The organism is uncultured Cocleimonas sp. (assembly GCF_947495625.1).
Taxonomy (GTDB): Bacteria; Pseudomonadota; Gammaproteobacteria; order Thiotrichales; family Thiotrichaceae; genus Cocleimonas.
This window is the reverse complement of record NZ_CANLZW010000003.1, coordinates 30,425-57,136: the sequence shown is the minus strand read 5'-3', so window position 1 is coordinate 57,136 and position 26,712 is coordinate 30,425. Positions and strand designations below refer to the sequence as shown.

The window sequence follows — 26,712 nt, the reverse complement described above, 5'->3', positions numbered from 1 at the left end:
GGAATTAGTGAACCGAAATCGAAAAACAGCCCCTAATATGTTAAGATAAATATAAATAATACACCCCCCTACTTTTGACGTCTTTTTCGGGCTATGCTAAAGAAACAAATAGGTAGGCGGTTAATAATAATTAGAAAAAACAGGGGCTTAATTACTTCATTCGCTATTGATAGAACCAATTGATGTTGGATTTGTCATATTAATACAGCGGCTGAATTAAGAATAATCATGAAAAAATTCCAACAAGTAACAATCTTGCAAGTGCTTGCGAGCAGTTTAATGGCATTGTTATTGAGTAGTGGCATAAGTAACGATGCTCAAGCATCTCCGTTTAATCAAAATTCCCCACTTGGAATGAATACCAATGAGGCACTCGAAGTAGATGCCAGTTTGCCGTTCGCAGATATTTTCCGTTTGGCACTTCCATTTAATGAAGCTCGTCCCTGGTTTACCAAAGGCAATGTCTCTTTCGATAAAGATGGTTGGCCAAAAAACCTCAATGGCGGACAAGCTGGCACACGTTTCCTCAGCCATATTCCTATCGAAGCATTACCCAAAGGCGAATATACCGTTCTCTATCAAGGCGAAGGTAAAATCAATTATGGTGCTAGCGCCAAAGTTGTAAAACGCTCTCCGGGTAAAGATATTATTAAACTGGTTCCAATGAAACAGCCAAATGAGATGTATCCTACGGCTACTGCGACCATGTTTATCAAAGAAAGTAACCCTAAAAACTATATCCGCAATATTCGCATTATGATGCCAGGCGGAATCTGTAGAAATGACCCGTTCAAACGTGTCACTACAGCGAGACAATGTGCCAACAATAGCTATCAATCATTTGCTGACAATCATAATCAGGTGATGTTTAACCCAGACTTTTTGAATTTCATGAAAGACTTTAAAGTTGTGCGTTTCATGAATATGTCAGGCGTTACGCGTAACAATATCCGCTCATGGAATGACCGTCCAACGCTACAAAAAGCAACCTGGGGTGGTAAAGAAGGTGTGCGCGGCGTACCGATAGAAGTGATGATTCAGCTGGCCAATATACTTGATGTTGATCCCTGGTTTAATATTCCGCACAACGCAGATAACGTCTTTATTAATCGTTTTGCACAAACAGTAAAGCAACAACTCAAACCAAATCTTAGGGTGTATCTTGAATACACCAACGAAGCCTGGAACAACATCTTCGTGCCACAAGCTGAACATATGAAGCAAACGGGTTATAAACTCAAACTGGATAAAGATCGTAATATCGCGGGTTCTAAGTACTACTCAATGCAAAGCGTTAACATTTTCAAAATGTGGGAACGCGTTTTTGGTGGGACCGATAGATTGGTGCGCGTAATGGGTGGTATGACAACCAATACCAAGCTTACCGAAACTTTATTGGGCTTTCAGAATGCCTATAAACACGTCGATGCTATTGCAGTAGCGCCTTACTTCCATTTTCCACAGGACAAAATGGCAGGTATCAAAAGTGTGAACGATGTCTTTACGGCATTAAATGCGCGGGACAATCGCTACTCTATTCGCAACACGCTTGATTTTGTGAAAAAACAAATGCAGGTTACCAAAGGCTTTGGCGTCGACTTAATCGCTTATGAAGGCGGCCAGCACCTTGTGCACCATAAAACACATTCAATGACTCAGGGCGCAACTCCGCACCTATATAAAGCAAATAAAGATAAACGCATGGGTGCAGCCTACTACCAGCTCCTTGCAGGCTGGAAAAAACTCGGTGGAAAACTGTTTATTCCGTTTTCCGCTCCTCGTCCTTCAACATGGCACGGTAGCTGGGGAATCAAAGAGCACATCGCAGAAACACCCGCGCAAGCACCAAAGTACAGATCATTACTGGGCTTTAGTCATGGTAATCCATGCTGGTGGGAAAGCTGTCGTGGCGGAAAAATTGTTCGTCATCAAAAACCAACGATTATTGCAAAGCATTTAGTGTCTGGAAAACAGGACGAGAGCTCAGCTAAATACGTAGCAATACAAAAACAACCACCGGGACAACGCACGCTGCATCAGGCGAAAGCGGAATTCATTGGTACGGTTATTCAAGGCACCATCGAGAACCCTCGTGATTTAACCGCAAGATGGCGCGCAAACTGGGATGATAATAATCTCTACGTTTGGGTTGGCATCATTGACGAAGTGCATGTGAGTGATTCTAAAGAATCGTGGGCTGATGATTCCATCGAAATCTATATCGATGCTGATGCCAGCCGTGGCGAAACCTATGACCAGTTCAATGATTTCCACTTAAGCTTTAGTTTAGGCAAGTCTGAAATCACAGCGGGTAGCACAACACCTCTGGATAGACTAAAAGATATTAAATACACCACTAGACAATTACCAACCGGTTACCAACTAGAGGCGGCTATCCCGTGGAGCACATTAAATATACAACCAAGTGCTGAGCACGCTATCGGTTTTGATATTCAAATCAATGACGATGACAATGGTGATGCACGCGATGCAAAAATCTCATGGAACGCCACTATCGATCAGGCATGGAAAAACCCACGCGTATTTGGTCAGCTGATTTTACAAGATAAAAATCAACGCTTTGCCAAAACAGATGATGATTCGCCGATGGATAAGAAAGCGTTTCAGTATCCACAATAAGGTCGCTTCTTTTACTACAACGTTGTGCTTTATTGATACAATGCGCTCATGGAAGAGCTATCAAACATACTATGCGGCGGTTCAGAAGACGATGAAATTTACGCCTTATTAGAAGATTCTAAGTCTGATGACAAAGACTCTAAAAACCTGCTGTTTACCGATGCTCAAGAACTCATTATCGCCTGGAGTGAAGAAGAACTCCCAGGTGCTATAGAGAAAATTGAAGCACTGAAAAGCGAAGGGTTGTACCTTTGCGGCTATCTGTCTTACGAAGCTGGCTTTCATTTTATCGATAAACCCATTAAAAAAAGGTTACCCAATCACCCGACACAACCGCTACTCTACTTTGTCGCTTTTAATAAACTGGAAATCATTAGTAGAGAAGAATTAGACAATAGCTTTGCCGAAATAAATACCTACCCGGAAGCTGACCTTTGTCCTCATAATTTTTCAATGAGTGTCGCCAAAGACACTTACTTGGAAGCCATCCGTAAAATTAGACGTTACATTATCGCCGGCGACACCTACCAGATTAACTATACGATCAAATACAAATTTGATTTATTGGGTAATGCAATTTCGCTCTACAAGGCACTGCGTAAAAGCCAGCCAGTTGAATTTGGCGCTATTCTAAACTTTCCTAATTCTAATATCGTTTCCCTATCACCCGAGCTTTTTGTTAAGAAAAAAGATGGCATGATTTACGCCAAACCCATGAAAGGCACAGCGAAACGCGGTAGAAATACCAAAGAAGATGAGTTCATTCTGGATTTTTTGAAAGACGATCCTAAAACACTCTCCGAGAATGTGATGATCGTTGATTTGATTCGTAACGACTTCGGACGAATCTGCGAAACAGGAAGCGTTACCGTAAAAAATCTGTTTGAAATACAAACCTTTAAAACAATCCACCAGATGATCTCCACCATTAAAGGCAAACTAAAACCGGAAATTCATTTATCAGAATTACTCCATGGACTGTTCCCTTGTGGCTCGATTACTGGTGCACCCAAAGTTCGAACCATGGAAATTATTAATGAATTAGAAGCCGAACCACGCGGCGTTTACACAGGAGCGATTGGTTACCTGCTGCCTAATGATGATTTCTACTTCAACGTCCCCATTAGAACCATAGATATCGGCAAAGATAACCGCTGCGAAATGGGTATTGGCAGTGGCATTATTTATGAAAGTAACCCACAAGCTGAATACGAAGAGTGCCTATTAAAAGCGAATTTTTTAACCGGTATTAATAATAAGTTTTATCTCATCGAAACCATGAAATTTGATGGAGAAAAACAGGATTATAAAAACCTTAGAAAACACCTTGAACGACTCAATTATTCAGCCAGTTATTTTGGCTTTGTGCTGAAACAACGCGCGATGCAGGAAAAGCTCTCTGATTTAAAAGCGACATTGTCATCCGAAAATAAATCATACAAAGTGAGACTCACTGCCTTTCACAGTGGTGATATTGAACTCACCCACGAATTGCTCCCTGAAGATGATGGAAAAATAAAAACCATCATGATCAGTAGTCGCAAGATAAATAGTAAATCAATCTTTCAATACCACAAAACATCACGCCGTGAGATTTATAACGAAGAATATGATAAAGCCATTAAAGAGGGTCATTACGAAGCGATTATCTTCAATGAACACAATGAAATAGCAGAAGCCTGCCGCCACAATATCTTCGTAAAAAGACAGGGTAAATGGTACACCCCCCCACTTTCAGCCGGTATTTTAGATGGCATTGAACGTCAAGATTTTAAACAAAAAACAGAAGCCGTCGAAAAATTCTTAACCCTGGATCAGTTACAACACTGCGAAGAGATTATACTCACCAACTCTGTCAGAGGCGAAGTTAGAGTCATTCTGGAAAAAGATAAACCAGTCACACAAGGCCTGGGAGAATCTGCACACTCAATTAATTTAGATGAGTACGTTGCGCTATCTAAAAAAGATGATGTCATTATTCTGGATGTTCGCCTACAACGAGATTACGAAGACTCAGAATTCACCTTGCCTAATTCTGAGTGGAAGGACCCTCTAAAAATAGAGAAATGGATCGATACCATCCCCAAAGATCAAAAAGTCGTCGTCTATTGTGTACACGGCAGAAGTATTAGTGAAAGTGTCACAGAACGCCTACTCTCTGAGGGAATTGATGCATGTTTTATCGAAAGCGGAATCGAGGGTATACGAGAATTAGGCGTTGAGGTTGATAGAAGCAACTCCTGGTTTTAAGAAATACCCACTGCTAAAACTACTCGTTAATTCTCGTTTCTAACACCCAATAAAAAAGCCTCCGATTAGAGGCTTTTTTATTGGTAAATTTCTAATCTAAATCTGCTTATTAAGAAATCTGCTGGTAATACAAATTCTGAGGATGATTAGCATCCGCAAAGAAATACCAACGCTCAGCAATCAGACCCACATATTGCACCGCAACTGCGATTAACGGAATGAAGTAAGCCGGGTTATTCAAACTCAATACCAAAAATAAGATAGGTATCAAAAAAGCTAACACTAAGAATATGTACTTGATGCTTTTCACGAAAGACTTAGATTTTCCGTGGAAGTATTCACGTGTATTAAATGACCCACCCATAGAGCCCTGAGCCATTTGCCTGATGTTATTGTGGTTAATACCAATAGCAGATCTCAGGTCGGATTTAGGGTTAATATTACGGTTACGCACCATTGAAGCTATACGAAAAATAAGCGCCGCTACGGTAAAGAGGATCGCCCAATTTGCATAGAAAGATACAAGACCTGTTTGTAAATATGCAGACAAAGCCGTTGCAACAGTAAAGCCAGACGCGGTACCCAATAAGATAAAGTTAATCACCGTCAATGGTGTGTGCCATTCCTGCAAAAACTTGATACAACCATAAATCATACCCGTACATATAAACAAAGCGTAAGTAGCAACAGTCGCGGCCAAACCAAGCAATAAGGTTGCATCAATCCCTGTGCCGCCAGGCATAGTAAATATTGGTGCAGTCCATCCAAAGTAATGTGCCGCACCATAAGCTGCTATGGTGACTATCGCAGCTGGCAATGCAATTACTTCGCGTGACAACCATGATGTGCGCCATTTAGTTGCCGTTCTCCAGGCTCTTTCTGGGTGACCCAAATGGAAGAATGATGCAAGCAGACCCACACACAAAAGCAAAATAGCCAGAGCACTTCCCCAAATGAAAAAGTTAACATCGTGTTGTGCTGGCATCATTTTAAATTGAGAAAAAATCTGACCTGTAAACAAAGCCAGAAACAAGCCCTGACCTGCGCCAATCAATGTTGTTAAAAATATTACCGAAAATGCTGGATGCATAATTTTTACCTAATAATTTTTTGTTTTGTTAATCAGATCTGTAACAACAGATCTGATTAACAACTTTAAAACACACCCCCCTACTTATAGGGGGTTTTTAAAACAACTAGGGTTGAGTGTTTGATGACTTAATTATCATCGAATTCTCAGCCCTCTATTACCAATTACTCATATCGTCGAGCGATGGACCTTTACCTGGCTCATTGTGTCTTAGACGCTCTTCTTTACTCAATGGATTATCAACACGCTCAAGCTCATCTTTATGAATCTTGATTTCTGTTTTACGACGCGGTAAATAATGATTTGCAGGCTTGGTTCCCCACTCTGGCATCAACTGATAACCCGCACGCTCACGAATTGCTTTTGATACTTCGGAGTTTTCATCGTGAACATCGCCAAACAAACGAGCACTGGTTGGACAAGACATTACACAAGCAGGCTTGCGCTCACTGACTGGCAATGCTTCGTCGTAGATTCGATCGACACACAGCGTACACTTCTTCATTACGCGTTGTTTTTCGTCGATCTCACGTGCGCCATAAGGACACGCCCAAGAGCAATACTTACAACCGATACACTTATCGTAATCTACCAGTACGATACCATCTTCTTCGCGTTTGTAACTCGCGCCTGTTGGACAAACCGGAACACACGGTGGTTCTTCACAATGCAAACAGCTTTTAGGAAAATGTACCGTTTCGGTTTGTGGGTAGGTACCAATTTCAAACGATTGAACACGATTGAAGAAAGTACCCGTCGGGTTTTCTCCATAAGCGTATTTATCAACCATTGGGCCAGCTTCGCCCGAGGTATTCCACTCTTTACAAGAGGTCACGCAGGCATGACAGCCAACACAAACATTTAAGTCTATAACTAGCGCTAACTGAGTCATTATTTCACCCCTCCATTTCTACCTAGCGTTTTGCGGAACGTACCCGCCACAAAACCTTGCCATTTATTTTTACGCTTCTTTTCCATTCCCGGCAAAGGCTTCACTGTGTCGAATCTCGGCAAAGTATGGCTGGCCTCATTATCACCCGCTTTATAAACGCGAACGCGAACGTCGTACCAACCTGCCTGACCTGTTACAGGGTCAGAGTTAGAAACATGGTCACCCGCATCATGCGGCGGTAACTCTTCTGAAATAACGTGATTTAACAAGAAGCCTTTATTGGATTCGTTGGCTTTTGGATCAAGCCCCCATGCACCAGACGCTTTACCAATTGCATTCCAGGTCCATACCGTTCCAGGTTCTAGTGATTCTGAGAATCGACACATACAGCGAACTTTGCCGTGCATGGATTCAACCCAGACCCAGTCACCATCCTCAAAGCCATTATTGCGACCAAGAATCGGGCTAACGAATAAATAGTTATGCGTATGAATTTGTCGTAACCATGCATTCTGCGAATCCCAAGAGTGATACATCGCCATTGGGCGCTGCGTCAGTGCATTTAATGGGTACTTTTGGGTATCAGTTAATTGCGACTCTAGTGGCTCGTGATGGAAAGGCAATGGATCAAAATAAGTTTCCACGCGCTTACGTAAACGATCGGGTGGCTGTCTACCTTTGGTTTTACCTTGGGCTGCCAAACGGAATTTTTGCAGAATTTCCGAGTACACATGAATATTGATCGGCTCGTCATAGCGGATCATATTGTGCTCTTGTGCCCAGTGTAAATAACCTCTGTTCCAGTTACGCATGTACTGGAATGACTTTGGCATTTCATAATGGAATACACAGTCATTCTTTTTATACATTTCCCACTGATTAGGATTTGGCTCACCTTTCATGGATTTTTCGCCACTTTTGCCACGCCATCCTGCAAGGAAACCGATTCCAGAGCCAGGTGCCGTTTCAAAGTTAATCACTAAATCACGGTAATCTTTGAATTTACGCTTACCGTTTTCATCGGTAAATGTAGGTAATTTCAGACGTGAACCTAATTCAACGATGACATCCTGAAATGGTTTACATTCACCTTTAGGTGGTAACACTGGAATACGAACCGCGTCCATAGGGCCGTCATATTCTGAAACAGGACGATCCAACATCGACATCGCATCATGACGCTCAAGATACGAAGTATCAGGTAGAATTAGGTCACCAAAATCTACTGTCTCAGAATGATAGGCATCAGCAACGATTATGAATGGGATTTTATATTCACCCTCTTCATCTTTATCTACCAGCATCTTACGAACTTCAGTGGTGTTCATTGATGAGTTCCACGCCATATTCGCCATGAATAACATCAAGGTATCGATTGGGTATGGATCGCCACGCCAGGCATTAGTTATCGCATTGTGCATCAAACCATGAACCGATAACGGATATTCCCACGAGAAGCCTTTATCAAGACGAATTGCTTCACCATCATCATCAACAAACAAATCATCAGGACCTGCAGGCCAACCTAAAGGCATGCCGTTTAATGGTGTATTTGGTTTAACATCATCCCAGCCTGTTGGTGGCTTAGGACAGGGAGGAATTGGGCGCGGGAATGGTGCTTTATGACGGAATCCACCAGGACGATCAATCGTGCCTAACAATGTCATTAATATGCTAAGTGCACGGATCGTCTGGAAACCATTAGAGTGAGCAGCTAAACCACGCATCGAATGGAATGATACCGGGTTACCCGTTACGCTATCGTGGTCTTTACCCCAGGCGTCCGTCCATTGAATCGGTAATTCGATTTTTTGATCGCGAGCGACGATACCCATCTCATGCGCTAAGCGGCGAATAGTATCAGCATCGATTCCTGTGATTCCTTCAGCCCACTCTGGCGTATAAGCTTCAACTCTTTCTTTTAATAACTGGAATGCCGGTTTACAAGGCGTGCCATCTTCCAGTTCAAACTCACCCGTAAGAAATGGATCAACACCTTCTTTACGCATGGGTACGACTTCATCATTGACGCGATCCCACCAGAACTTATTTTGAGGATCGAAACAACCTTCTTCGACTGGCTCATCATTACGAAGAAACATACCTTCGTTATGACTATCGCTAGTCATATCTATCAACTCTGCCGAATTAGTGTAATTGACGAGGAAATCTCGGTCGTACATACCTAATTTGATAATTTCACGAATAATGGCAAGTAATAATGCGCCATCCGTTCCAGGCTTTATTGGAACCCACTCATCTGCAATTGCAGCATAACCAGTACGCACTGGGTTAATCGCGATAAAACGACCACCATTACGTTTAAATTTTGATAGCTCAACCTTCATCGGGTTGGAGTGATGATCTTCAGCTGTGCCGATCATAAAGAACAACTTAGAGCGTTCTAGATCTGGTCCACCAAATTCCCAGAATGAACCACCAATGGTGTAGATCATTCCTGCCGCCATATTGACTGAACAGAACCCACCGTGAGCTGCATAGTTTGGTGTACCAAACTGTTTTGCGAACATACCTGTTAGCGCCTGCATTTGGTCACGACCTGTAAACAATGCAAATTTCTTAGGGTCTTCCGCACGAAGTTTTCCTAAACGCTCTTCCATAATGCCAAAGGCTTTATCCCAGGAAATCTCTTCGAATTCACCCGCACCACGCTCAGTGCCCGGCTTACGTAATAACGGTTTAGTCAAACGCGCTGGCGAATACTGCTTCATAATTCCTGAAGCGCCCTTCGCACACAACACACCCTTATTTAATGGATGGTTTGGGTTACCCTGAATATAGCGAACTTCACCGTCTTTAACGGTTACTTTGATACCACAACGACACGCACACATGTAACACGTTGTTGTTTTAACTTCTACGCCTTCAGTTTCTACAACTACTGGGATATTTTTCATGAACAACCTTCATTTGGGTAAACCATTAGAATTTAACTAAGTTCTAATTTAGAGCGTGGGATAATGCCCAACAATATTTTATATTTCAAATTCAATATTTCTATAAACGCATAAATGAGACAATTCATCTCATTTTTTTAAATTCATTAAAACTCTGAGTTAAAGTAAAATCATTACAGATAAATATTAGAATGTAATTAGATTCTAATTTAGATTAGCTCGATAATGCACAATTTATTTTTATATCACAAATTAATATTATTTATATCAATATAGACTTAGAAGAAACCGTGCAAGATTGTAGAAAAAAGACCTAGCTCTGCATAAATGCTATTTACGTTTCAAAAGACTAAAATGAGCCGAAAGGGACTCATCATTCTTTGTTTAACGCAGGCCCTTAGAAAGCCGCAGCTGCATAAAAACCACTTAAAAGTAGGGGGGGTGTCCTTAAAACCTTATTGATCAATCTTCAGAGAAACGATATTTTTTTATCTGCCATTCCTGTCCTGCGGCACATTCAATGACCAGGCAAGATGGGCCGCCATGAGTTCTCGTCTTGCCCGCTGCTCCAGGATTAATCACCCACGGATTCGCTTCTTTATCAATTACTTGTTTATGCGTATGACCATAAATAATAATCTTGGCATTGGGATGTGATTCACGTAACGAATCATGAGAAGGTTTGTGCGCACCATGAACATGACCATGCTCTACCGTTATGGTCTCACCTGCCACCTCGAAACTTAATATTTCAGGCAGTTCAGTATCGCTCAGATGACAATAAGGATCGTTATTACCTGTGACAGCAATCACTTTGCCTGATTTAGGCTGCATCGACTCCAGAATATCGACACCACAAATATCACCAGCATGCACAGCGATATCGCATTCGCGGACAATATCAGCAATTCGAGGATCAAGATGGGAGTGTGTATCTGAAACTACGGCTACTTTAGTAATCGTTTGGTTATTCATTGGCTCTGGCTATTCATTCACTTAGACTATTCATTAGCTATAGCTAATCATTGGTTTGATTTTGTCTAATTACAAAGAAGCAGACTAGCATTGTTGCTATCCTAAATTCAAACTTCTATCGAAGTTTATTTTTGACAGAATGCCCTGACAGTTTAATCTATACCTTAACTCTACCTCCTCTTGATCTGCAATACTTGCGTAGTACTCATAAGGAGATCCTGATCATGTCCAATTATTTTAAACTAGCTTAAACTACCGATATTTTCCCTGAAGATCGCCGCAATAAAATGACTATTACGACTCACTTCATGAAAAATAGCGACAGTTTTTTCTGCGCGTAAATTTAATCGACTTAATCAGGTTCTCCTCAAGAACTTTAGCCGCTTTGAGTCGACTTATTTTTGAGCTTCTGATAAGCCAGCAAATTATTTTTAATATTTAGTCATATAAAAATAATTTATTTAAAAGCAAATTTTTCTATCTGTACTTGATAAGGCAATGCGGGTATCTTGTACGGTTTTGGCATGGTGCCACAAATATTTTCGGGAGATAAGCATGATAAAACCACATGGTTCCGATGAACTTAATCCACTGTACGTATCTGACGCTGCAGAGCGAGAAGCATTGCAACAAGAAGCACAAGGATTACCTTCTATTGTCGTAAGTTCTGCCACAGCAGCGAATGCTGTCATGTTGGCTGGCGGTTACTTTAACCCACTCACTGGCTATATGAATAAGGCTGATGCACTTTCTGTTGCGGATAATATGCATACTGCTTCAGGCCTGTTCTGGCCGACACCTGTTCTCAACCTTGTTGAAGACGCTGGTGATATCAAAGCGGGTGATCGCATTGCACTGAAAGATCCCAATGTCGATGGCAACCCGGTTCTGGCCGTAATGGATGTGGAAGCGGTTGAAGAATTTACCGACGAAGAAATGGCAACCATGACCCAGTCTATTTACCGTCCTGCGAAAGGTGAAGAGCATATTGGTGTCGACACCTTTAACTCTCAAGGTAAAGTATGTCTGTCAGGCCCAATCAAAGTGCTTAACTACTCTTACTTCGAAAAAGAATTTGAAGGCACTTTCAAGACCGCTGTTGAAATTCGTCAGGAAATTGCTGATCGTGGCTGGAAAAAAATAGTAGCCTTCCAGACACGCAATCCGATGCATCTGGCACACGAAGAACTTTGCCATATGGCGATGGATAGACTTGGCTGTGATGGTCTGGTTATTCACATGTTGCTTGGTAAGTTGAAGAAAGGTGACATCCCTGCTGATGTTCGTGATGCAGCAATCCGCAAAATGGTTGAGCTGTACTTCCCTGAAAACAGCGCGATGGTTACCGGTTATGGTTTTGACATGTTATATGCGGGACCAAAAGAAGGCGTACTACACGCGCTATTCCGCCAGAACATGGGAGCTACCCACTTTATTATTGGTCGTGATCACGCGGGTGTTGGCGATCACTACGGTGCTTTTGATGCACAAACCATTTTCGACGATGAAGTTCCTGCAGGTGCGCTAGAGATTGAAATTTTCCGCGCTGATCACACGGCTTATTCTAAGAAGCTGGATAAGGTTGTGATGATGTCTGAAGCGCCTGACCACGAAAAAGATGATTTTGTGCTGTTGTCTGGTACTAAGGTTCGCGAAATGCTGGGACAGGGTATTGCGCCACCTAAGGAATTTTCACGTCCTGAAGTCGCTCAGATTCTGATTGAATACTATCAAAGCCAGAATGACTAATTCTGTCTAAGAGATATCTGTGACACAAAAAAGCCGGGAGTTTCCCGGCTTTTTTATTTAATAAAGGATTATTAATAAACGTTTTTAATAAAAATGGCTAATCCGACTGTTGATTTCAACAACCTAAGCCACCCCCCTACTTTAGGGCATTTTTTACACTGATCAATCGACGAGTTTGGCCCACAAATCATGCTCATCAGAATGTGTAATTTCTACTTCCGCAAACTGACCAGGCTCCAATAATTCACCTTCTATATATACAGCACCATCTATTTCTGGTGCATCAGCACTGCTTCTGGCAATGGTGATATCTTCTGCTTCGGTATCGCCTTGCTGAGTATCATCGGTGAGTACCGTCATACGCTTGCCTACTTTAGCAGCTAATTTATTCGCACTGATTTCTGCCTGCACTTCCATAAAACGTTCGAGGCGATATTGCTTTTCATCTTCAGGTACGTGATTAGGTAAATCATTAGAAACAGCACCTTCTACTTCAGAATAAGCAAAACAACCAACGCGATCTAGTTGCGCTTCTCTTAAGAAAGACAATAATGTCTCAAAGTCTTCCTCAGTCTCCCCAGGGAAACCCGCAATAAAAGTACTACGAATCGTAATATCCGGACACATGGCTCGCCATGCAGCAATTCGAGTGAGTACTTTCTCTGCATGAGCAGGACGTCTCATATCTTTTAAAATACGATGGCTTGCATGTTGGAACGGTATATCCAGATAAGGAAGAATACCTTTGTTCTCCGCATTTTCAGCCATAAGAGGTATCAGCTTATCCACATGAGGATAGGGATAAACATAATGCAAACGCACCCACGCATCCAACTCACCTAATGACTCTGACAACTGCTGGATATGAGATTTAACTGGTCTACCATTCCAGAAGCCTGTCTGGTATTTGGTATCGATACCGTAAGCACTGGTGTCTTGCGATACCACTAATAGCTCTTTAACACCTGAGTTAACAAGGTTCTCGGCTTCCTGCATAACATCGCCGATGGGACGACTCACTAAATCACCACGCAATGAAGGAATGATGCAGAAAGTACAACGATGATTACAACCTTCCGATATTTTCAGATAGGCATAATGTTTTGGTGTGAGTTTTATACCTTGTGGTGGCACCAAATCAAGATAAGGGTCATGTGGCGGTTTCAGCTGATCATGCACAGCACCCATAACCGCTTCATAAGCGTGAGGACCTGTTACTGCCAGAACACCCGGATGTGCTTCAAGCACCTTGTCTGCATCTGCACCGAGACAACCGGTTACGATAACTTTTCCGTTTTCTTGTAATGCTTCACCAATCGTATCCAGTGATTCTTTGACTGCACTATCGATAAAACCACAGGTATTGATGACAACCACATCAGCACCATCATAATCTGGAACAATTCCATAACCCTCGGTTTTGAGCTGAGTCAAAATCCTTTCTGAGTCGACGAGAGCTTTCGGACAGCCCAAACTTACAAAACCAACTTTAGGCTGATTAATATCCATTTCTTTACACCTGTTTTACTGTAAATAATTACTTTTTTAACTTAACCTTAACTTAACAACGATTAAACAAGGACTTAAGTCGAATCAGTATATGATAATTCTGTTTACTCTTATGCACAATTGTTTACTTCCCCGAAATTTTGTAGACAAAATTTGACACCTAATGTGATTTCTTACTCAAGACACGCAAAAAACCTTCGTATCTATCTGATATATAACAACATATATAAACTGATTAAAAATTAAGCAATTTGTAAAAATACCTAATAAAATGCGGCTTAGAGAGGCAAATATCGGACATATCAACAGAGTTATCCACAGATAATGTGGACAAGTTTATTAAAAAAATATGTCAAGCATTTTGATCTAATAAACCGAAAAAAATCTACGCTTACCATCCTCGTTTTTTAATGATAAGTATCAGGTATTTACGGACTCTTCTTTAAACTTGAATAGATAAACAACTCGCAAATCTTATAAGACCAGCTAAAACCAAGTTGATATTTTCTGAAGTGAATGGCTATAAAAAGCCGTTAATTCACCTCCGATCTTCATCAAATGAAAAGTTTAGAGAATGATAGGTGTACCTATTATCGAATATAGATATATCACTTCCTATCTATATTCGAATCTTTTCAGGTCGTTTAAAATTAAAATAGTAATACTTTTATCCATACTGAAGAAAACATAAGCATTGCTTATATTAGAAACACTTAATACTTAGTTTCGCTTACAGATGAAATATTACAAAATACACTCTACCTTTCGGAAGTCCGTATTGCATATTTATTCTATTAACTAATATTTGTTGAACAGTTACCCGCTAGAAATATTGATTAATATTGAGATCACTTCCAAATACAGAGAAAGAAATACTGATTATTTTTGAATGACTAACCTATCTAGCTAAAAACCAGATTACAAACCTGAGAAGAGCTCTATGTCAAAAAAACACCCTGTTGTTGCCGTAACCGGATCGTCTGGCGCCGGCACTACCTTCGTTAAACGTGCTTTCGAAAACATTTTTTTACGTGAGGGGATAAACCCGGCAATCGTAGAGGGTGACAGTTTACATAGTTTGAGCCGAAAAGATTTTGGCGAGCATCTTAAAATAGCGTCTGAAAATGGCAATAACCATTTCAGTCATTTTGGTCCAGAAGCGAATGATTTTGCCGCGATTGAAAGAACCTTTAAAGACTATGGTGAATCAGGTTCAGGCAAAAAACGATACTACCTACACAACCCTAGCGAAGCGGATTTACAAAATGAGCGCTTGGGTTGTAGTAAAGAATCAGGCGAATTCACACCCTGGGAAGATATTGAAACTGGCAGTGACTTGCTCTTCTACGAAGGTTTACATGGACTCGTTGTCGATAAAGCAAACGACATCAATTCACCCAAATATGTAGATTTAGGCGTAGGCGTTGTACCTAGCGTAAATCTGGAATGGATTCAAAAAATCCATCGTGACCACTCAGAGCGTGGTTATGACGAAGAAGTGATTGTAGATACCATCCTGCGTCGCATGCCTGACTATGTAAATTACATAGCACCGCAATTCTCTCAAACAGATATTAACTTCCAGCGTGTTCCAACCGTTGATACATCAAACCCTTTTATTGCGCGTGACATTCCAACAGCCGATGAAAGCTTTGTGGTTATTCGCTTTAAAGATCCGAACAAATTCATGATCGACTTCCCTTACCTGCTCAATATGTTGCACGATTCATTTATGACACGCCGTAATACCATTGTTATACCTGGCGGAAAAATGGGCATGGCGATGGAAATTATTCTGGCACCGATTATTCACCGCTTAATCAATAGTGCAAAATCAGCCTAAATAAAGAATAAATCAAGATACAAAAAAGCCTCGGTACTATTAAATGAGTACCGAGGCTTTTTTATATCTGTTTTAGATTATTACTAAACCTTCCTACTAATTAGAAGGTCACCCCCCTACTTTTGAATGATATTACGTTTTTGTTTTTTGAAAACGTAAATAGAATTTATGCAGAGCTAGGCCATTTTTTCATTTCGTTTATTGTTTACGCATCTTTCTCAGCTGCGTATTCGAATGCATCTGAGAATAATTGATCTTCGGGTAATCCCTGCTTAGCAAATGCTTCTTTAGCGGCATCAATCATAATTGGCGGACCTGCCATATAAATATCATGACCGGATAAATCAGCAAAGTCTTCTACCACAGAATTATGCACATAACCCGTTCTACCTTCCCAGTCACTGTCTTCTCCGAGATCTGATAACACAGGAATGTATTCAATATGCGGATACTGGAAAGCCCACTTCTCGGGTAAATCGTTTCGATATAAATCCGCTTTGGCTCTAGCTCCCCAGTACAAATGCACAGGACGCGTATCGGCCTGCTCAATCAATTGCTCGACCATTGCTTTGATTGGCGCAAAACCAGTACCACCTGCCACAAGAATTAATGGTCTGTTTGAATTTTCGCGCACATGAAAAGTACCGTAAGGACCTTCTATTCTTACCAGTGCCTTTTCTTTCATATCATTGAATACATGATCGGTAAATTTACCGTCTGGCACATGGCGCAAATGTAATTCCAGGTATTCATCATTAGAAGGAGAATTTGCGATTGAAAATGCGCGTCGGGTTTTATCGCGTAGGATGAATTCAATATACTGGCCCGCCTGAAAAGCCAAACGCTCTGAGTCTGGCAATTTCAACTGCATTTCCATAACATCATCGGCTAATTTTCTCAATGAAATAACACGCGCAGGTAACAATTTGATTTCTATATCACTGGAACTGCTAATTTCTTTGATATCTAACACCAGGTCAGATTTAGCGATAGACACACAAAATACCGCTTTACCCTGTTCGTGTTCATGTTCCATGACAGTCAACGGCAAACCTTGCGGATATTCTATTTCACCGGAAACAACCGTTCCCAAACAGGTGCCACAAGAGCCACTACGACAACCATAAGGAAGACCAATTCCCTGGCGCAATGCTGCATCCAGAATCAGCTCATTTTCTTCAACTTCAAACGTGTGTTCACTCGGTTGCAAAGTAACCTTATATGACATATTTACCATTATTCCTGTATTTGAGATCTAATTGTGAGAAAAAATATCGATTATAAAAAAACTTGAATTAACCCATTTCCTCCCTAAAAGTTCGATGAATAAGCATAGCTATTCCTCTCATTTTTATGAAGAAAACCGTAAAACCCTATGGCTATTTATTTCAATATTTCATCACTGTTAAATCGCTTTATTTTGCGATATCAGGGTTGAATTCTAACGCAAAAAAAATAATTTATATTTTTATTTCAAGAGCCACATCGCCAGCACAAGGCGTCTGTGCTGACAATAGGGACTTTTGCCCAACTTATCCACAGTTTATATACACCTTTCCACAAGCTTAAACACAATATGTTGTGCTTGACGATCACCCGCACCACACTCTATAGTATTACAACTTTTTATTGAAGTACTAAATTAAAAGCTGTGAACAGATTCATTCACTGGTCATTTTTAAACAAACCGGTCGATTATTAAGCAGCTGACTCAATAGAAAAAGGAAATGTTTTTGCTAAAAAATTCTCCACACATAGTCAACGTAAAGATTAGATTTAAGATGAACTATACAGGCTGATTAAACGACTTTAATAGGGCGCCAATCAAGAGCGACAAAAAGCATTACCTATACACCATAAGAAACATATATACGCAACGTCAAAAAATCAATATACGCATCAGATTTTAACGTTGTCATACATCACCAAAGGAAAAAACATGCAATCAGGCTCTAACGATAATTTCGCAAATTCCATCATCGACGAATCACAAGACCCAACAAAAAAATCCATGTTAACCGATGCTATCGATGAAACGATGCAAAGAACCTCTGCACAGGAAGATGTTGTTTATAAAGTAGTCCGTCGTAATGGCAAAGTGACTCCTTTCGACCGTAGCAAAATTGAAGTAGCACTGACCAAAGCATTCCTTGGTGTCGAAGGTGGCGTAGCAGCCGCATCATCACGTATTCACGACACTGTTAGAGTGATGGCACAACAAGTTAACGACAACCTATTCCGTCGCATGCCTGATGGCGGTGTTGTCCATATTGAAGATATCCAAGACCAGGTAGAATTGGCACTGATGCGTTCTGGTGAGCGTAAAGTAGCACGTGCTTATGTTATCTACCGCGAAGATCGCGCCCACGCGCGTGCTGAAAAGGCTGAGCAATCTGAGCCTACAAAGACTTCCAAGAAAGAGTCTATAAACATTACCACATCAAATGGGGACACCAAGCCACTCGATAGAAACCGTCTGCGTAAAGTAATCGCAGAAGCCGTTTCGGGCTTACACGGCGTTGATCAGGAGACTGTCGAAAAAGAGGCATTGCGGAATTTATTTGATGGCATCCCGGAAGAGGATGTCGGTTCTGCGTTAGTAATGGCAACGCGCGTCAACATCGATAAAGATTCTAATTATTCGATGGTGGCGGCGCGCTTGTTATTAGACAATTTACGTAGTGAAGCACTCACCTACCTAAACGGTCGTCATACAGAAGCAACACAGGCAGAGATGGCTAAACGCTACCCTGCGACATTAAAGAAATATATTAAACAAGCGGTTGAATTAGAACTACTCGACGAAGAACTAACACGTTACGACTTAACCAAGCTTGGTGCTGCGCTTAAACCAGAACGTGATCATCAGTTCACCTACCTAGGTCTTCAAACCCTTTACGATCGTTACTTTATCCACACCGATAACGACGTGCGTTTTGAATTACCTCAAATATTTTTTATGCGCGTTTCGATGGGCTTGGCGATTAATGAAGTCAACCGCGAAGAACGTGCAATCGAGTTTTACAACCTCCTTTCCAGTTTTAACTTTATGAGTAGCACGCCAACCCTGTTTAATTCAGGAACGCGTCGTCCTCAACTCTCCTCCTGTTACCTTACTACCGTGCCTGATAGTCTCGATGGAATTTATAGTTCTATTAAAGATGATGCATTGCTCTCCAAGTACGCCGGTGGTTTAGGGAATGACTGGACGCGTGTGCGTGGTCTAGGGTCTCATATCAAAGGCACAAACGGAAAATCTCAGGGGGTTGTACCTTTCTTGAAAGTGACCAATGATACTGCGGTTGCAGTTAATCAGGGTGGCAAGCGCAAAGGCGCAATCTGTGCATATCTAGAAACATGGCACGTAGACATCGAAGAGTTTATCGAGCTACGTAAAAACACCGGTGATGAGCGCCGTCGTACCCACGACATGAACTCAGCGAACTGGATTCCTGATCTATTTATGCAACGTGTTGCAGAAGAAGGCGAATGGACACTATTCTCACCAGAAGAAGTGCCAGACCTACACGACCTTTCAGGTAAAGCATTCAAAGCAGCTTACGAAGGTTATGAAGAAAAAGCCGCACGCGGTGACATGAGCCTATTCAAGAAAATCAAAGCCGTAGACCTATGGCGCAAAATGCTAGGCATGTTGTTCGAAACAGGACATCCATGGATCACCTTTAAAGATCCTTGTAACATCCGTTACAGCAACCAGCATGTTGGCGTGGTACACAGCTCAAACCTTTGTACTGAAATCATGCTACACACCAACGATGACGAAATCGCGGTATGTAACCTGGGCTCAGTCAATATTGCCAAGCACACCAATGCTGATGGCATCGACATGGAAATGCTTGAGAAAACCATTACCACTGCAATGCGCATGCTAGATAACGTCATCGAGTACAACTACTACAGTGTACCGCAAGCGCGTAACTCTAATATGCAGCATCGTCCAGTCGGCTTAGGTTTGATGGGCTTTCAGGATGCGCTATACAAGCAAGACATTCCATACGCATCACAACAAGCAGTAGAGTTTGCTGATCGCAGTATGGAAGCGGTTTCTTACTACGCCATCCAGACATCATCTAATCTTGCAAAAGAGCGTGGCACCTACCCAAGCTACGAAGGTTCTTTATGGAGCCAGGGCATCTTGCCGATTGACTCAATCGAGCTAATGGAAGAGCAACGTGGCGAATACTACCAGGTAGATAAATCAACCAGTCTGGATTGGACCTCACTACGCGAGCATGTAAAAGAGCACGGCATGCGTAACTCAAACACCATGGCGATTGCACCGACAGCGACTATCTCGAATATTTGTGGCGTCAGTCAGTCAATCGAGCCGACTTACCAGAACATGTTTGTTAAATCGAACCTCTCTGGCGAGTTCACCGTGATTAACCCATACATGGTTAACGAGCTTAAAGACCTAGGTCTTTGGGACGAAGTAATGATCAACGATCTTAAATACTTCGACGGCAGCGTACAACAGATTGACCGTATTCCAGAGAACCTTAAAGCGAAATACGCAACCGCGTTTGAAGTTGATTCACGCTGGTTGATTGAAGCAGGAAGTCGTCGTCAGAAATGGATCGACCAGGGTCAGTCATTGAACCTATACATGCAAGAGCCATCGGGCGCTAAACTCGACAACCTCTACAAATTAGCATGGGTTCGTGGTCTTAAGACTACTTACTACTTACGTTCGATGGGTGCGACAGCGATGGAGAAGACACAGGAAAGCAGCAGTAATGTGGCTAAGACTGCACCAGAAGCGCCTGAGGCAGTTGGATCAGCAGCGCCAGCCGCATGCTCCATCCTAGACCCAGATTGCGACGCGTGTCAGTGATCTGACACCTGACTTTGCATCGTTAGCGTTGTTGCAAGGACCTCTCAAACTGGTCACATACACATTGTATGCTCCCAGCTTTCGAGAACCTTGCGCCTAGCTAACAATACAAATTCAGGCGCCAGTAACAGTGTTAAAGACAAATAAATAACCAGATTACGGTTGTATAGTTTAAAAAAGACACCCCCCTACTTTAGGGCTGTTTTTAGAAAGAATTATTTATTGCGTCTAATGATGTGATTTACGACCATAAGCAAGGCGTCTGAGAAGCCGGAGCGCAGCGTACATTAAGTACGTGAGCAACGGAAGTCGCAGGACAACGCAGCAGATGGGTGAAAAGCGCATTAGTTAGATCAAAGAAACATCGAAGGGAATGCTTCTCCCCTTTAACAGAGAAGCAACTATTTTAAACTTATTGCATTTGTTAGGTGCGATAAACATCAAAGGAAGGAAGCGGTATGGCTAAGATGAAATCAAACCGCCCTACAAAAACAACAACAGCACGGGCTAGTAAAGTACGTCAGAAACGGAGAACATATAATGCTCAATTGGGACGACCCACTAAGCAAGACGACACCATCAGCGGTAACGGCATCAATACCACCATCAGCTGATACATTATCGGCAGAAGCATTATCGGCTGAAGCTCCATTACATGAAGCTGAGCCACAATCACTAGCGGCATCTTATGCAGCAAGCGGTGTACTTGGCGGTATGGACTTTGACGGTTCTTCACTAGAAGAAAAAGGTGTGGTACTTCCTGGTTCAACGCCAGAAGCGGCTGCACCGACGCCTGCTGATGCTAAATTAGCGGAACAAGCGATTGAAGGTATCGAGCGCGATCAGGCTGAAATTGCGGATTCAATTGCGCCAGTAAAAGCCAGCGACAAGCGTGTTATCAATGGCGAAGCAGACGTAAACCAGCTTGCACCGTTCAAATACCCGTGGGCGTGGGAATACTTCCTAAACGCCAACAAAAATCACTGGACGCCATTAGACATCAACATGGCGCAAGACGTACAAGATTATCAGCACAAGCTTAACGATGCTGAAAAACACGTCTACACCAATGTATTAGCCTACCTGACTACATCAGACATACTCGCGATGCGTAACATCGGCCTAGCGGTTATGGAAAAAATGACAGCGCCAGAGCTACAGATATACCAAGCGCGTCAAGTGTACGAAGAAGCACTGCACACATGGACATACCAGCACTGTATCGAAACCATCGGTCTCGACCAGGGTGAAATCTACAATCGCTACAGAGTCGTACCAGCGATCAATGGCAAAATCCAATTGGCTAATCGTCGTTTAGATTCAGTGATGCGTTCAGACATGAACTTAAAGAACCCAGACGACCTTAATGAGTTTGTTATGGCGTACACCTTCTTCGCAGGCATCTTCGAAGGCACATGGTTCTACAACGGCTTTACACCAATCTTCTCGCTACAACGTCGAGGCTTAATGAAAGGTACATCAGAGCAGTTGCAATACATCATGCGTGACGAAGTCATGCATGCGTCATTCGGTATCCGCGTTGTAAAGCAGATCATGCTAGAAAACAACGTAACGCTAGACCCAAAAGCCATTCGTGAAATGTGGGATGAATCCGAAGCGGCAGAACAAGCCTACTCTCATTACATCTTAAAGAATCCAATCCTAGGCTACACAGCCGAAGACCACATCGAGCAATTCCGCTTTATCGCCAATCGTCGCGCACGCCAGCTAGGCATGGAAGAACCTTTCCCAGGCGCTCAGAATCGCTCAGCATGGTTAGACGAGCAAGCGAATATGAAGAAAGAGAAGAACTTCTTTGAAACTCGTGTGACTGAGTATCAGACTGGTGGGGCGCTTGATTGGGGTTAACCAAAATGTCTCTATGATAGACGTAATATATAAAAGAACACGCAAGTAGCCCCGACGGAGTCGGCAAACCTACTTGCAGTGAGGGATGCACATTATGGTTGCGTTACCTAGCGGTGCTAGGGATCATAACAACTTTAATTTGGTACTACATCCCGCTGCTAGTATTAGTACTACTGGCAAAAATCCATATTTGAGGACGCAATCTTCATGTATGGCGTGTCGTCAAGCACGTTAAATCACTCAGAAACACTCTGGGTCGACCCGAGTATTATTAGGAAGACATTACAATGTTTACTTATAAGGCACGGAAAATCGAGATTAATATAGATGTTGCCGCAATATTGAGAGCATTATCGCTTTTAATATATTGTATCTTCACTTTATAAATCTTAACCTGTTGGGGCTAGTTTTCTAGCTCCTTCAGTATTTTTTAATACACCCCCCTACTTTCAGGCACTTTTTCATCTCACCATTAGTTGAATCTAGCGCTGTTGTTAAATCCCATTCAGATATGCCGAGCCACGTAGAAAATTGTCGATTAAGGTTTTCGTTGTTTGAGCAGAGCGAGTTCGAAAATCGCGACAATTTTTGAGTAGTGAGGGGACCGCTTGCGGCTTATCTGTTGGGCGGCACTTTTTGGGATACGTTTTTATTGCTGTAGATAAAAAGGTATCTCGTTGCCCTTCTCATCAATCCGAGGAAAAGAAACAGCCACAAGGCAGCGAAAACCTTCTCAATTCTATTTTAAAGGTCACCCCCCTACTTTTAGCCACTTTTTAATAATCCGAAACTAGCTCTCTAAAGCTCAGCTCTCATTAATCTAGTACACAATATAATAATAACACTGACAAATAATAATAAAGCCTAAAATAAATATATCTCTATGAGAAAACTCTTCGTCTACTTAATCTCTTTTTACCAAAAAAGAATTTCTCCACATAAAGGATTTTCTTGCGCCCACAGTGGACTACATAAAGGTGATTCGTGTTCTGAATACTCTAAAAAGCAAATACATGAAAAAGGTGTGTTTGCGAGTATTAAAGATATAAGACTACGCTTCGATGAATGTCGAGATGCAGCAGATATAATTCAACAACGTCGTCCACTTCTTGCTCAACGTGGTGATTGCGACCTTGGTTTGAGCGGTTGTGACTCTTGCGATATGAGCGGTAAAAATTCTTTACCGTATGATTGTTTGAGTAGTAGCTGTGATTTTTTTCATTCCGACAAAAAAAATCGTAGAAGAGATTCATGGATAATATTTTTCGTTGTTATTATATTAATAATTTCCTATTTTTATTTCAAATAAGCATAGCTACTGGGATAAAGCGTGGATGAGTAACATTTAATAGTCACCCCCCTACTTTCAGGCACTTTTAAGGAGCAACAATGATCAGAATACTCTGTTTTGGCGATTCTAATACCTGGGGATATGATCCCGAAACATCTCAACGGTTTGATAATAAAACCCGCTGGACGCAAGTGATGTTAAGCGAACTAGGTGCAGATTATGAAATCGTTGAAGAGGGAATGAATGGTCGCACGACCGTTTGGGATGATCCCGTAGATGGATTAATGAGTGGTCTTTCTTATTTAAGGCCGTGCCTACTTTCACAAAAGCCTCTGAATATAGTGCTGCTGATGTTGGGAACAAATGATCTAAAAGATCGGTTTTGTGTTTCAGCAGCGGAAATTGCGAAATCAGCGGGACGCTTAGTACAGATGATTCAGGCAAGTGATGCTGGAATAGAGGGCAAAGCACCTGAGGTAATCTTGATGGCTCCACCTCCAACTGAAAAAGGCATAGATGGTCTGGGGTTACGGCAAAACGGTTATGAAAAGTCGCGTGCTTTCACAGCCTGTTATTCACAAATAGCAGATGAACTAGGCTGTGAGTTTTTCGATGTTGGTAGTGTTATTGAATCGAGCCCAGTCGATGGTGTTCATTTTAGTGCACAGTCACACCGTTTATTAGGTCGAGAGATGGCAAAACTATTAATAAAGCGTTAATTAGCTCATCTCTTTTCTATTTTAAAATAACGCGGTAGGTCGGATAAGGAACGCCACCCGACATTTGTACCCGATCACACATGGTCATGTCGGATGGCACTATGTTTATCCGACCTACCAATCAATTAAGAAGACATCCTTACTTCTTAAAACTATCACTCTTCAATGCCGCACTCAGCTTATCCGCTATACATCTAAGGGGTTAGACTCCATTGACCTTATTTTAGTCGACTGTTTTAAGTCACCCCCCTACTTATAGCCACTTTTTTACTTAATCCAATTATCTGAAAAACCGCCTAAAAGGTGGGGGGTGTCATTTTAATCATACAAATCCAGATAAAACGTTCCAACAATCACAAAATATTTTTTGCTCTACTCTAGGGCAATTCTTATTAAACTGAATTGGTTAGTTTTGCATAGTTTCGGCACTTTACACTTGTTAATTTTGTTCTGTTAATAAGTAATTGACGCGCACTATAGTGATAACGCTATCGGAAATGTATTTCAATGCCTCTTATGTTCAATATAATTAAGTGTTCATTAATATTGAACATGCTACAATATTGAACAAATATACTGCCAAATAAAAGCAGTATGAGAAAAGAGATAAAAGCGCCATGGACCTATTAACAAAAGAATACGACATACTTGATAAAGCCATTGGTGCAATCTATCGTGAGACAGATTTGCAACTGAATATTATAGATCGTGACGTAAGCAAGTACGATAAACGGATAGATGCATTAATCCAGATGCCCGACAACGGTATAAAGCTGTATGTAGAAATAAAAAAATGGGCAACTCAAGCAAATTATGGCGCTATTATCAACCAAGTCAAAAATATTGCCGAACCTAACCATGGCCTGCTAGTAGCTGATTATATAAACCCTAAAATGGGCGAACGTTTAAAAGAGGCGGATATTCAGTTTATTGATACTGTTGGTAATGCGTATATCAACCAAAGACCTATCTACATTTATATTAAGGGCAATAAACCACAAAAAGACATTACAACAGATAATAAACCTAAAACGGGTAAAGCCTTTCAACCCACGGGTATGAAGATAATTTTTGCTTTTCTTAGAAATAAAGAGCTAATTAACGCTCCCTATCGGGAAATTGCTGATCAGGCTCAGGTAGCATTGGGAGCTGTGGGTTGGGTAATTCGTGACCTAATCGCACAAGGATATATTCTTGAAGGGATAAATAAGAAACAACGCAAACTTGCTGACTTTGCTCTTCTATTAAACAGATGGGTAGAAGACTATCCTTACAAACTAAAAGAAAAATACAAAATAGGTGTGTTCACCACGGATAATCCTTACTGGTGGGAGACAATAAACCTTGAAAAATTTGATGCTCAATGGGGTGGGGAAATCGCAGCAGCGAAATATAATAATTACCTTAACCCTAAAGATGCAATTGTGTATATCAATCAGGAAAATGTGAAGGATCTACTTCAAGCAGCTCGATTAAAAAAACCAGAACCTCATGAGAGAGCTAATATACGAATAGAGCTAGTAGAGCCATTTTGGAATAAAAAGATAACCGATACAAATTACATTGAAACTACTGAGCAGGCGAATTTAGCACCACCTATTATTACTTATGCTGACCTAATAGAAACAGGTGATGCACGCAACTTAGATACAGCGAAGAGGCTTCGTGAAAAATACATTCGTTAATATTATTGGCAAGCTTCCGCTGGGGTTAGTGGAAATATATGTCGATATCAGCAAGCATGCTCAAGCTTTGGATATTGATTTTCTAGTCATAGGCGCAATGGCAAGAGATTTAGTCTTAGTTCATGGTTTTGGTTCCAAAATAGAGCGGGGTACAAAAGATATAGATTTTGGAATTAATGTAGCAAGCTGGGATGAATTCAATGCTTTAAAAAACTGTTTACTTGACGCTGGTTACAAAGCAGACGCAAAGATAGAACATCGCTTGCACTACACAGAAAGTAATGAAGGCCTAGACTGGGAAATTGATATTATACCTTTTGGCGAAATTGCTGATAATCAGAACAATATTTATTGGCCTCCTGGACAAGACTTAGTAATGAATGTGCAGGGTTTTCTGGAGGCGCTTTCAGATGCATTATAAGTACAA

Annotated in this window: 16 protein-coding genes; 10 read left to right on the top strand and 6 right to left on the bottom strand. The window is 41.5% G+C overall.

All coding sequences use genetic code 11. The features are described 5' to 3' along the window. Window positions 1-228 precede the first annotated feature (228 nt). Both Q1A31_RS02480 and pabB read left to right on the top strand, forming a co-directional pair. A complete protein-coding gene (locus tag Q1A31_RS02480) occupies window positions 229-2,640 on the top strand; it encodes a sugar-binding protein (protein WP_299871846.1) in 2,412 nt (803 codons plus the stop codon). A 48-nt stretch (window positions 2,641-2,688) separates the two neighbouring features. Then, the gene (gene pabB / locus Q1A31_RS02475; protein WP_299871843.1) at window positions 2,689-4,890 is read left to right on the top strand and encodes an aminodeoxychorismate synthase component I; all 2,202 of its coding nucleotides are present in this window, start codon (window positions 2,689-2,691) and stop codon (window positions 4,888-4,890) included. Window positions 4,891-4,999: 109 nt separating this feature from the next. Here pabB and Q1A31_RS02470 read toward each other — a convergent pair whose 3' ends face one another. The 4 genes from Q1A31_RS02470 to Q1A31_RS02455 all read right to left on the bottom strand — a co-directional run bounded on the left by Q1A31_RS02470 (window position 5,000) and on the right by Q1A31_RS02455 (window position 10,765). Next, on the bottom strand, window positions 5,000-5,980 hold the full coding sequence (locus tag Q1A31_RS02470) for a DmsC/YnfH family molybdoenzyme membrane anchor subunit (protein WP_299871840.1): 981 nt from the start codon (window positions 5,978-5,980) through the stop codon (window positions 5,000-5,002). A gap of 157 nt (window positions 5,981-6,137) precedes the next feature. After that, window positions 6,138-6,872: a 4Fe-4S dicluster domain-containing protein gene (locus tag Q1A31_RS02465; protein ID WP_131907503.1), complete on the bottom strand. Its 735-nt coding sequence runs from the start codon at window positions 6,870-6,872 to the stop codon at window positions 6,138-6,140. Then, window positions 6,872-9,790, bottom strand: a complete 2,919-nt coding sequence (locus Q1A31_RS02460; RefSeq protein ID WP_299871829.1) for a molybdopterin oxidoreductase family protein — start codon at window positions 9,788-9,790, stop codon at window positions 6,872-6,874. Before Q1A31_RS02460 ends, Q1A31_RS02465 begins: the two co-directional genes overlap by 1 nt. Before the next feature lie 462 nt (window positions 9,791-10,252). Then, entirely contained in the window at window positions 10,253-10,765 is a 513-nt protein-coding gene (locus Q1A31_RS02455) for a metallophosphoesterase (protein ID WP_299871826.1), read from the bottom strand. 555 nt (window positions 10,766-11,320) lie between these two features. On the opposite strand from Q1A31_RS02455, the gene sat reads away from it, so the two are divergent. Further along, window positions 11,321-12,514, top strand: coding sequence for a sulfate adenylyltransferase (gene sat, locus Q1A31_RS02450; RefSeq protein ID WP_299871823.1), 1,194 nt, complete (start codon window positions 11,321-11,323; stop codon window positions 12,512-12,514). 162 nt (window positions 12,515-12,676) lie between these two features. Here sat and rimO read toward each other — a convergent pair whose 3' ends face one another. Beyond that, window positions 12,677-14,017 carry a 30S ribosomal protein S12 methylthiotransferase RimO gene (rimO, locus tag Q1A31_RS02445; protein ID WP_366942961.1) on the bottom strand — a complete coding sequence of 447 codons (1,341 nt, stop codon included), beginning with the start codon at window positions 14,015-14,017 and terminating at the stop codon, window positions 12,677-12,679. Between the two features lie 946 nt (window positions 14,018-14,963). Between rimO and Q1A31_RS02440 the strand changes: the two genes are divergently transcribed. Beyond that, window positions 14,964-15,866 carry a phosphoribulokinase gene (locus Q1A31_RS02440; RefSeq protein ID WP_299871817.1) on the top strand — a complete coding sequence of 301 codons (903 nt, stop codon included), beginning with the start codon at window positions 14,964-14,966 and terminating at the stop codon, window positions 15,864-15,866. 205 nt (window positions 15,867-16,071) lie between these two features. Here Q1A31_RS02440 and Q1A31_RS02435 read toward each other — a convergent pair whose 3' ends face one another. Then, the gene (locus Q1A31_RS02435) at window positions 16,072-17,094 is read right to left on the bottom strand and encodes a CDP-6-deoxy-delta-3,4-glucoseen reductase (protein ID WP_299871815.1); all 1,023 of its coding nucleotides are present in this window, start codon (window positions 17,092-17,094) and stop codon (window positions 16,072-16,074) included. A 783-nt stretch (window positions 17,095-17,877) separates the two neighbouring features. Between Q1A31_RS02435 and Q1A31_RS02430 the strand changes: the two genes are divergently transcribed. The 6 genes from Q1A31_RS02430 to Q1A31_RS02405 all read left to right on the top strand — a co-directional run bounded on the left by Q1A31_RS02430 (window position 17,878) and on the right by Q1A31_RS02405 (window position 26,706). Next, the gene (locus Q1A31_RS02430; protein WP_299872218.1) at window positions 17,878-20,721 is read left to right on the top strand and encodes a ribonucleoside-diphosphate reductase subunit alpha; all 2,844 of its coding nucleotides are present in this window, start codon (window positions 17,878-17,880) and stop codon (window positions 20,719-20,721) included. 540 nt (window positions 20,722-21,261) lie between these two features. Continuing rightward, entirely contained in the window at window positions 21,262-22,590 is a 1,329-nt protein-coding gene (locus Q1A31_RS02425; RefSeq protein ID WP_299871812.1) for a ribonucleotide-diphosphate reductase subunit beta, read from the top strand. Window positions 22,591-23,473: 883 nt separating this feature from the next. Beyond that, window positions 23,474-23,899 carry a membrane protein insertion efficiency factor YidD gene (gene yidD / locus Q1A31_RS02420; RefSeq protein ID WP_299871810.1) on the top strand — a complete coding sequence of 142 codons (426 nt, stop codon included), beginning with the start codon at window positions 23,474-23,476 and terminating at the stop codon, window positions 23,897-23,899. An 80-nt stretch (window positions 23,900-23,979) separates the two neighbouring features. Continuing rightward, a complete protein-coding gene (locus Q1A31_RS02415) occupies window positions 23,980-24,600 on the top strand; it encodes an SGNH/GDSL hydrolase family protein (protein ID WP_299871808.1) in 621 nt (206 codons plus the stop codon). A 617-nt stretch (window positions 24,601-25,217) separates the two neighbouring features. Continuing rightward, window positions 25,218-26,285 (top strand): type IV toxin-antitoxin system AbiEi family antitoxin, encoded by a 1,068-nt coding sequence (locus tag Q1A31_RS02410; RefSeq protein ID WP_299871806.1) that lies wholly within the window; start codon window positions 25,218-25,220, stop codon window positions 26,283-26,285. Then, on the top strand, window positions 26,266-26,706 hold the full coding sequence (locus tag Q1A31_RS02405) for a hypothetical protein (RefSeq protein ID WP_299871804.1): 441 nt from the start codon (window positions 26,266-26,268) through the stop codon (window positions 26,704-26,706). Before Q1A31_RS02410 ends, Q1A31_RS02405 begins: the two co-directional genes overlap by 20 nt. Window positions 26,707-26,712 lie beyond the last annotated feature (6 nt).

Bases quoted from the DNA above. Each gene is read 5' to 3' on its own strand.
- Q1A31_RS02480 (WP_299871846.1), top strand. From the start codon at position 229: ATGAAAAAATTCCAACAAGTAACAATCTTGCAAGTGCTTGCGAGCAGT.
- pabB (WP_299871843.1), top strand. From the start codon at position 2,689: ATGGAAGAGCTATCAAACATACTATGCGGCGGTTCAGAAGACGATGAA.
- Q1A31_RS02470 (WP_299871840.1), bottom strand. From the start codon at position 5,980: ATGCATCCAGCATTTTCGGTAATATTTTTAACAACATTGATTGGCGCA.
- Q1A31_RS02465 (WP_131907503.1), bottom strand. From the start codon at position 6,872: ATGACTCAGTTAGCGCTAGTTATAGACTTAAATGTTTGTGTTGGCTGT.
- Q1A31_RS02460 (WP_299871829.1), bottom strand. From the start codon at position 9,790: ATGAAAAATATCCCAGTAGTTGTAGAAACTGAAGGCGTAGAAGTTAAA.
- Q1A31_RS02455 (WP_299871826.1), bottom strand. From the start codon at position 10,765: ATGAATAACCAAACGATTACTAAAGTAGCCGTAGTTTCAGATACACAC.
- sat (WP_299871823.1), top strand. From the start codon at position 11,321: ATGATAAAACCACATGGTTCCGATGAACTTAATCCACTGTACGTATCT.
- Q1A31_RS02440 (WP_299871817.1), top strand. From the start codon at position 14,964: ATGTCAAAAAAACACCCTGTTGTTGCCGTAACCGGATCGTCTGGCGCC.
- Q1A31_RS02435 (WP_299871815.1), bottom strand. From the start codon at position 17,094: ATGTCATATAAGGTTACTTTGCAACCGAGTGAACACACGTTTGAAGTT.
- Q1A31_RS02430 (WP_299872218.1), top strand. From the start codon at position 17,878: ATGTTAACCGATGCTATCGATGAAACGATGCAAAGAACCTCTGCACAG.
- Q1A31_RS02425 (WP_299871812.1), top strand. From the start codon at position 21,262: ATGCTCAATTGGGACGACCCACTAAGCAAGACGACACCATCAGCGGTA.
- yidD (WP_299871810.1), top strand. From the start codon at position 23,474: ATGAGAAAACTCTTCGTCTACTTAATCTCTTTTTACCAAAAAAGAATT.
- Q1A31_RS02415 (WP_299871808.1), top strand. From the start codon at position 23,980: ATGATCAGAATACTCTGTTTTGGCGATTCTAATACCTGGGGATATGAT.
- Q1A31_RS02410 (WP_299871806.1), top strand. From the start codon at position 25,218: ATGGACCTATTAACAAAAGAATACGACATACTTGATAAAGCCATTGGT.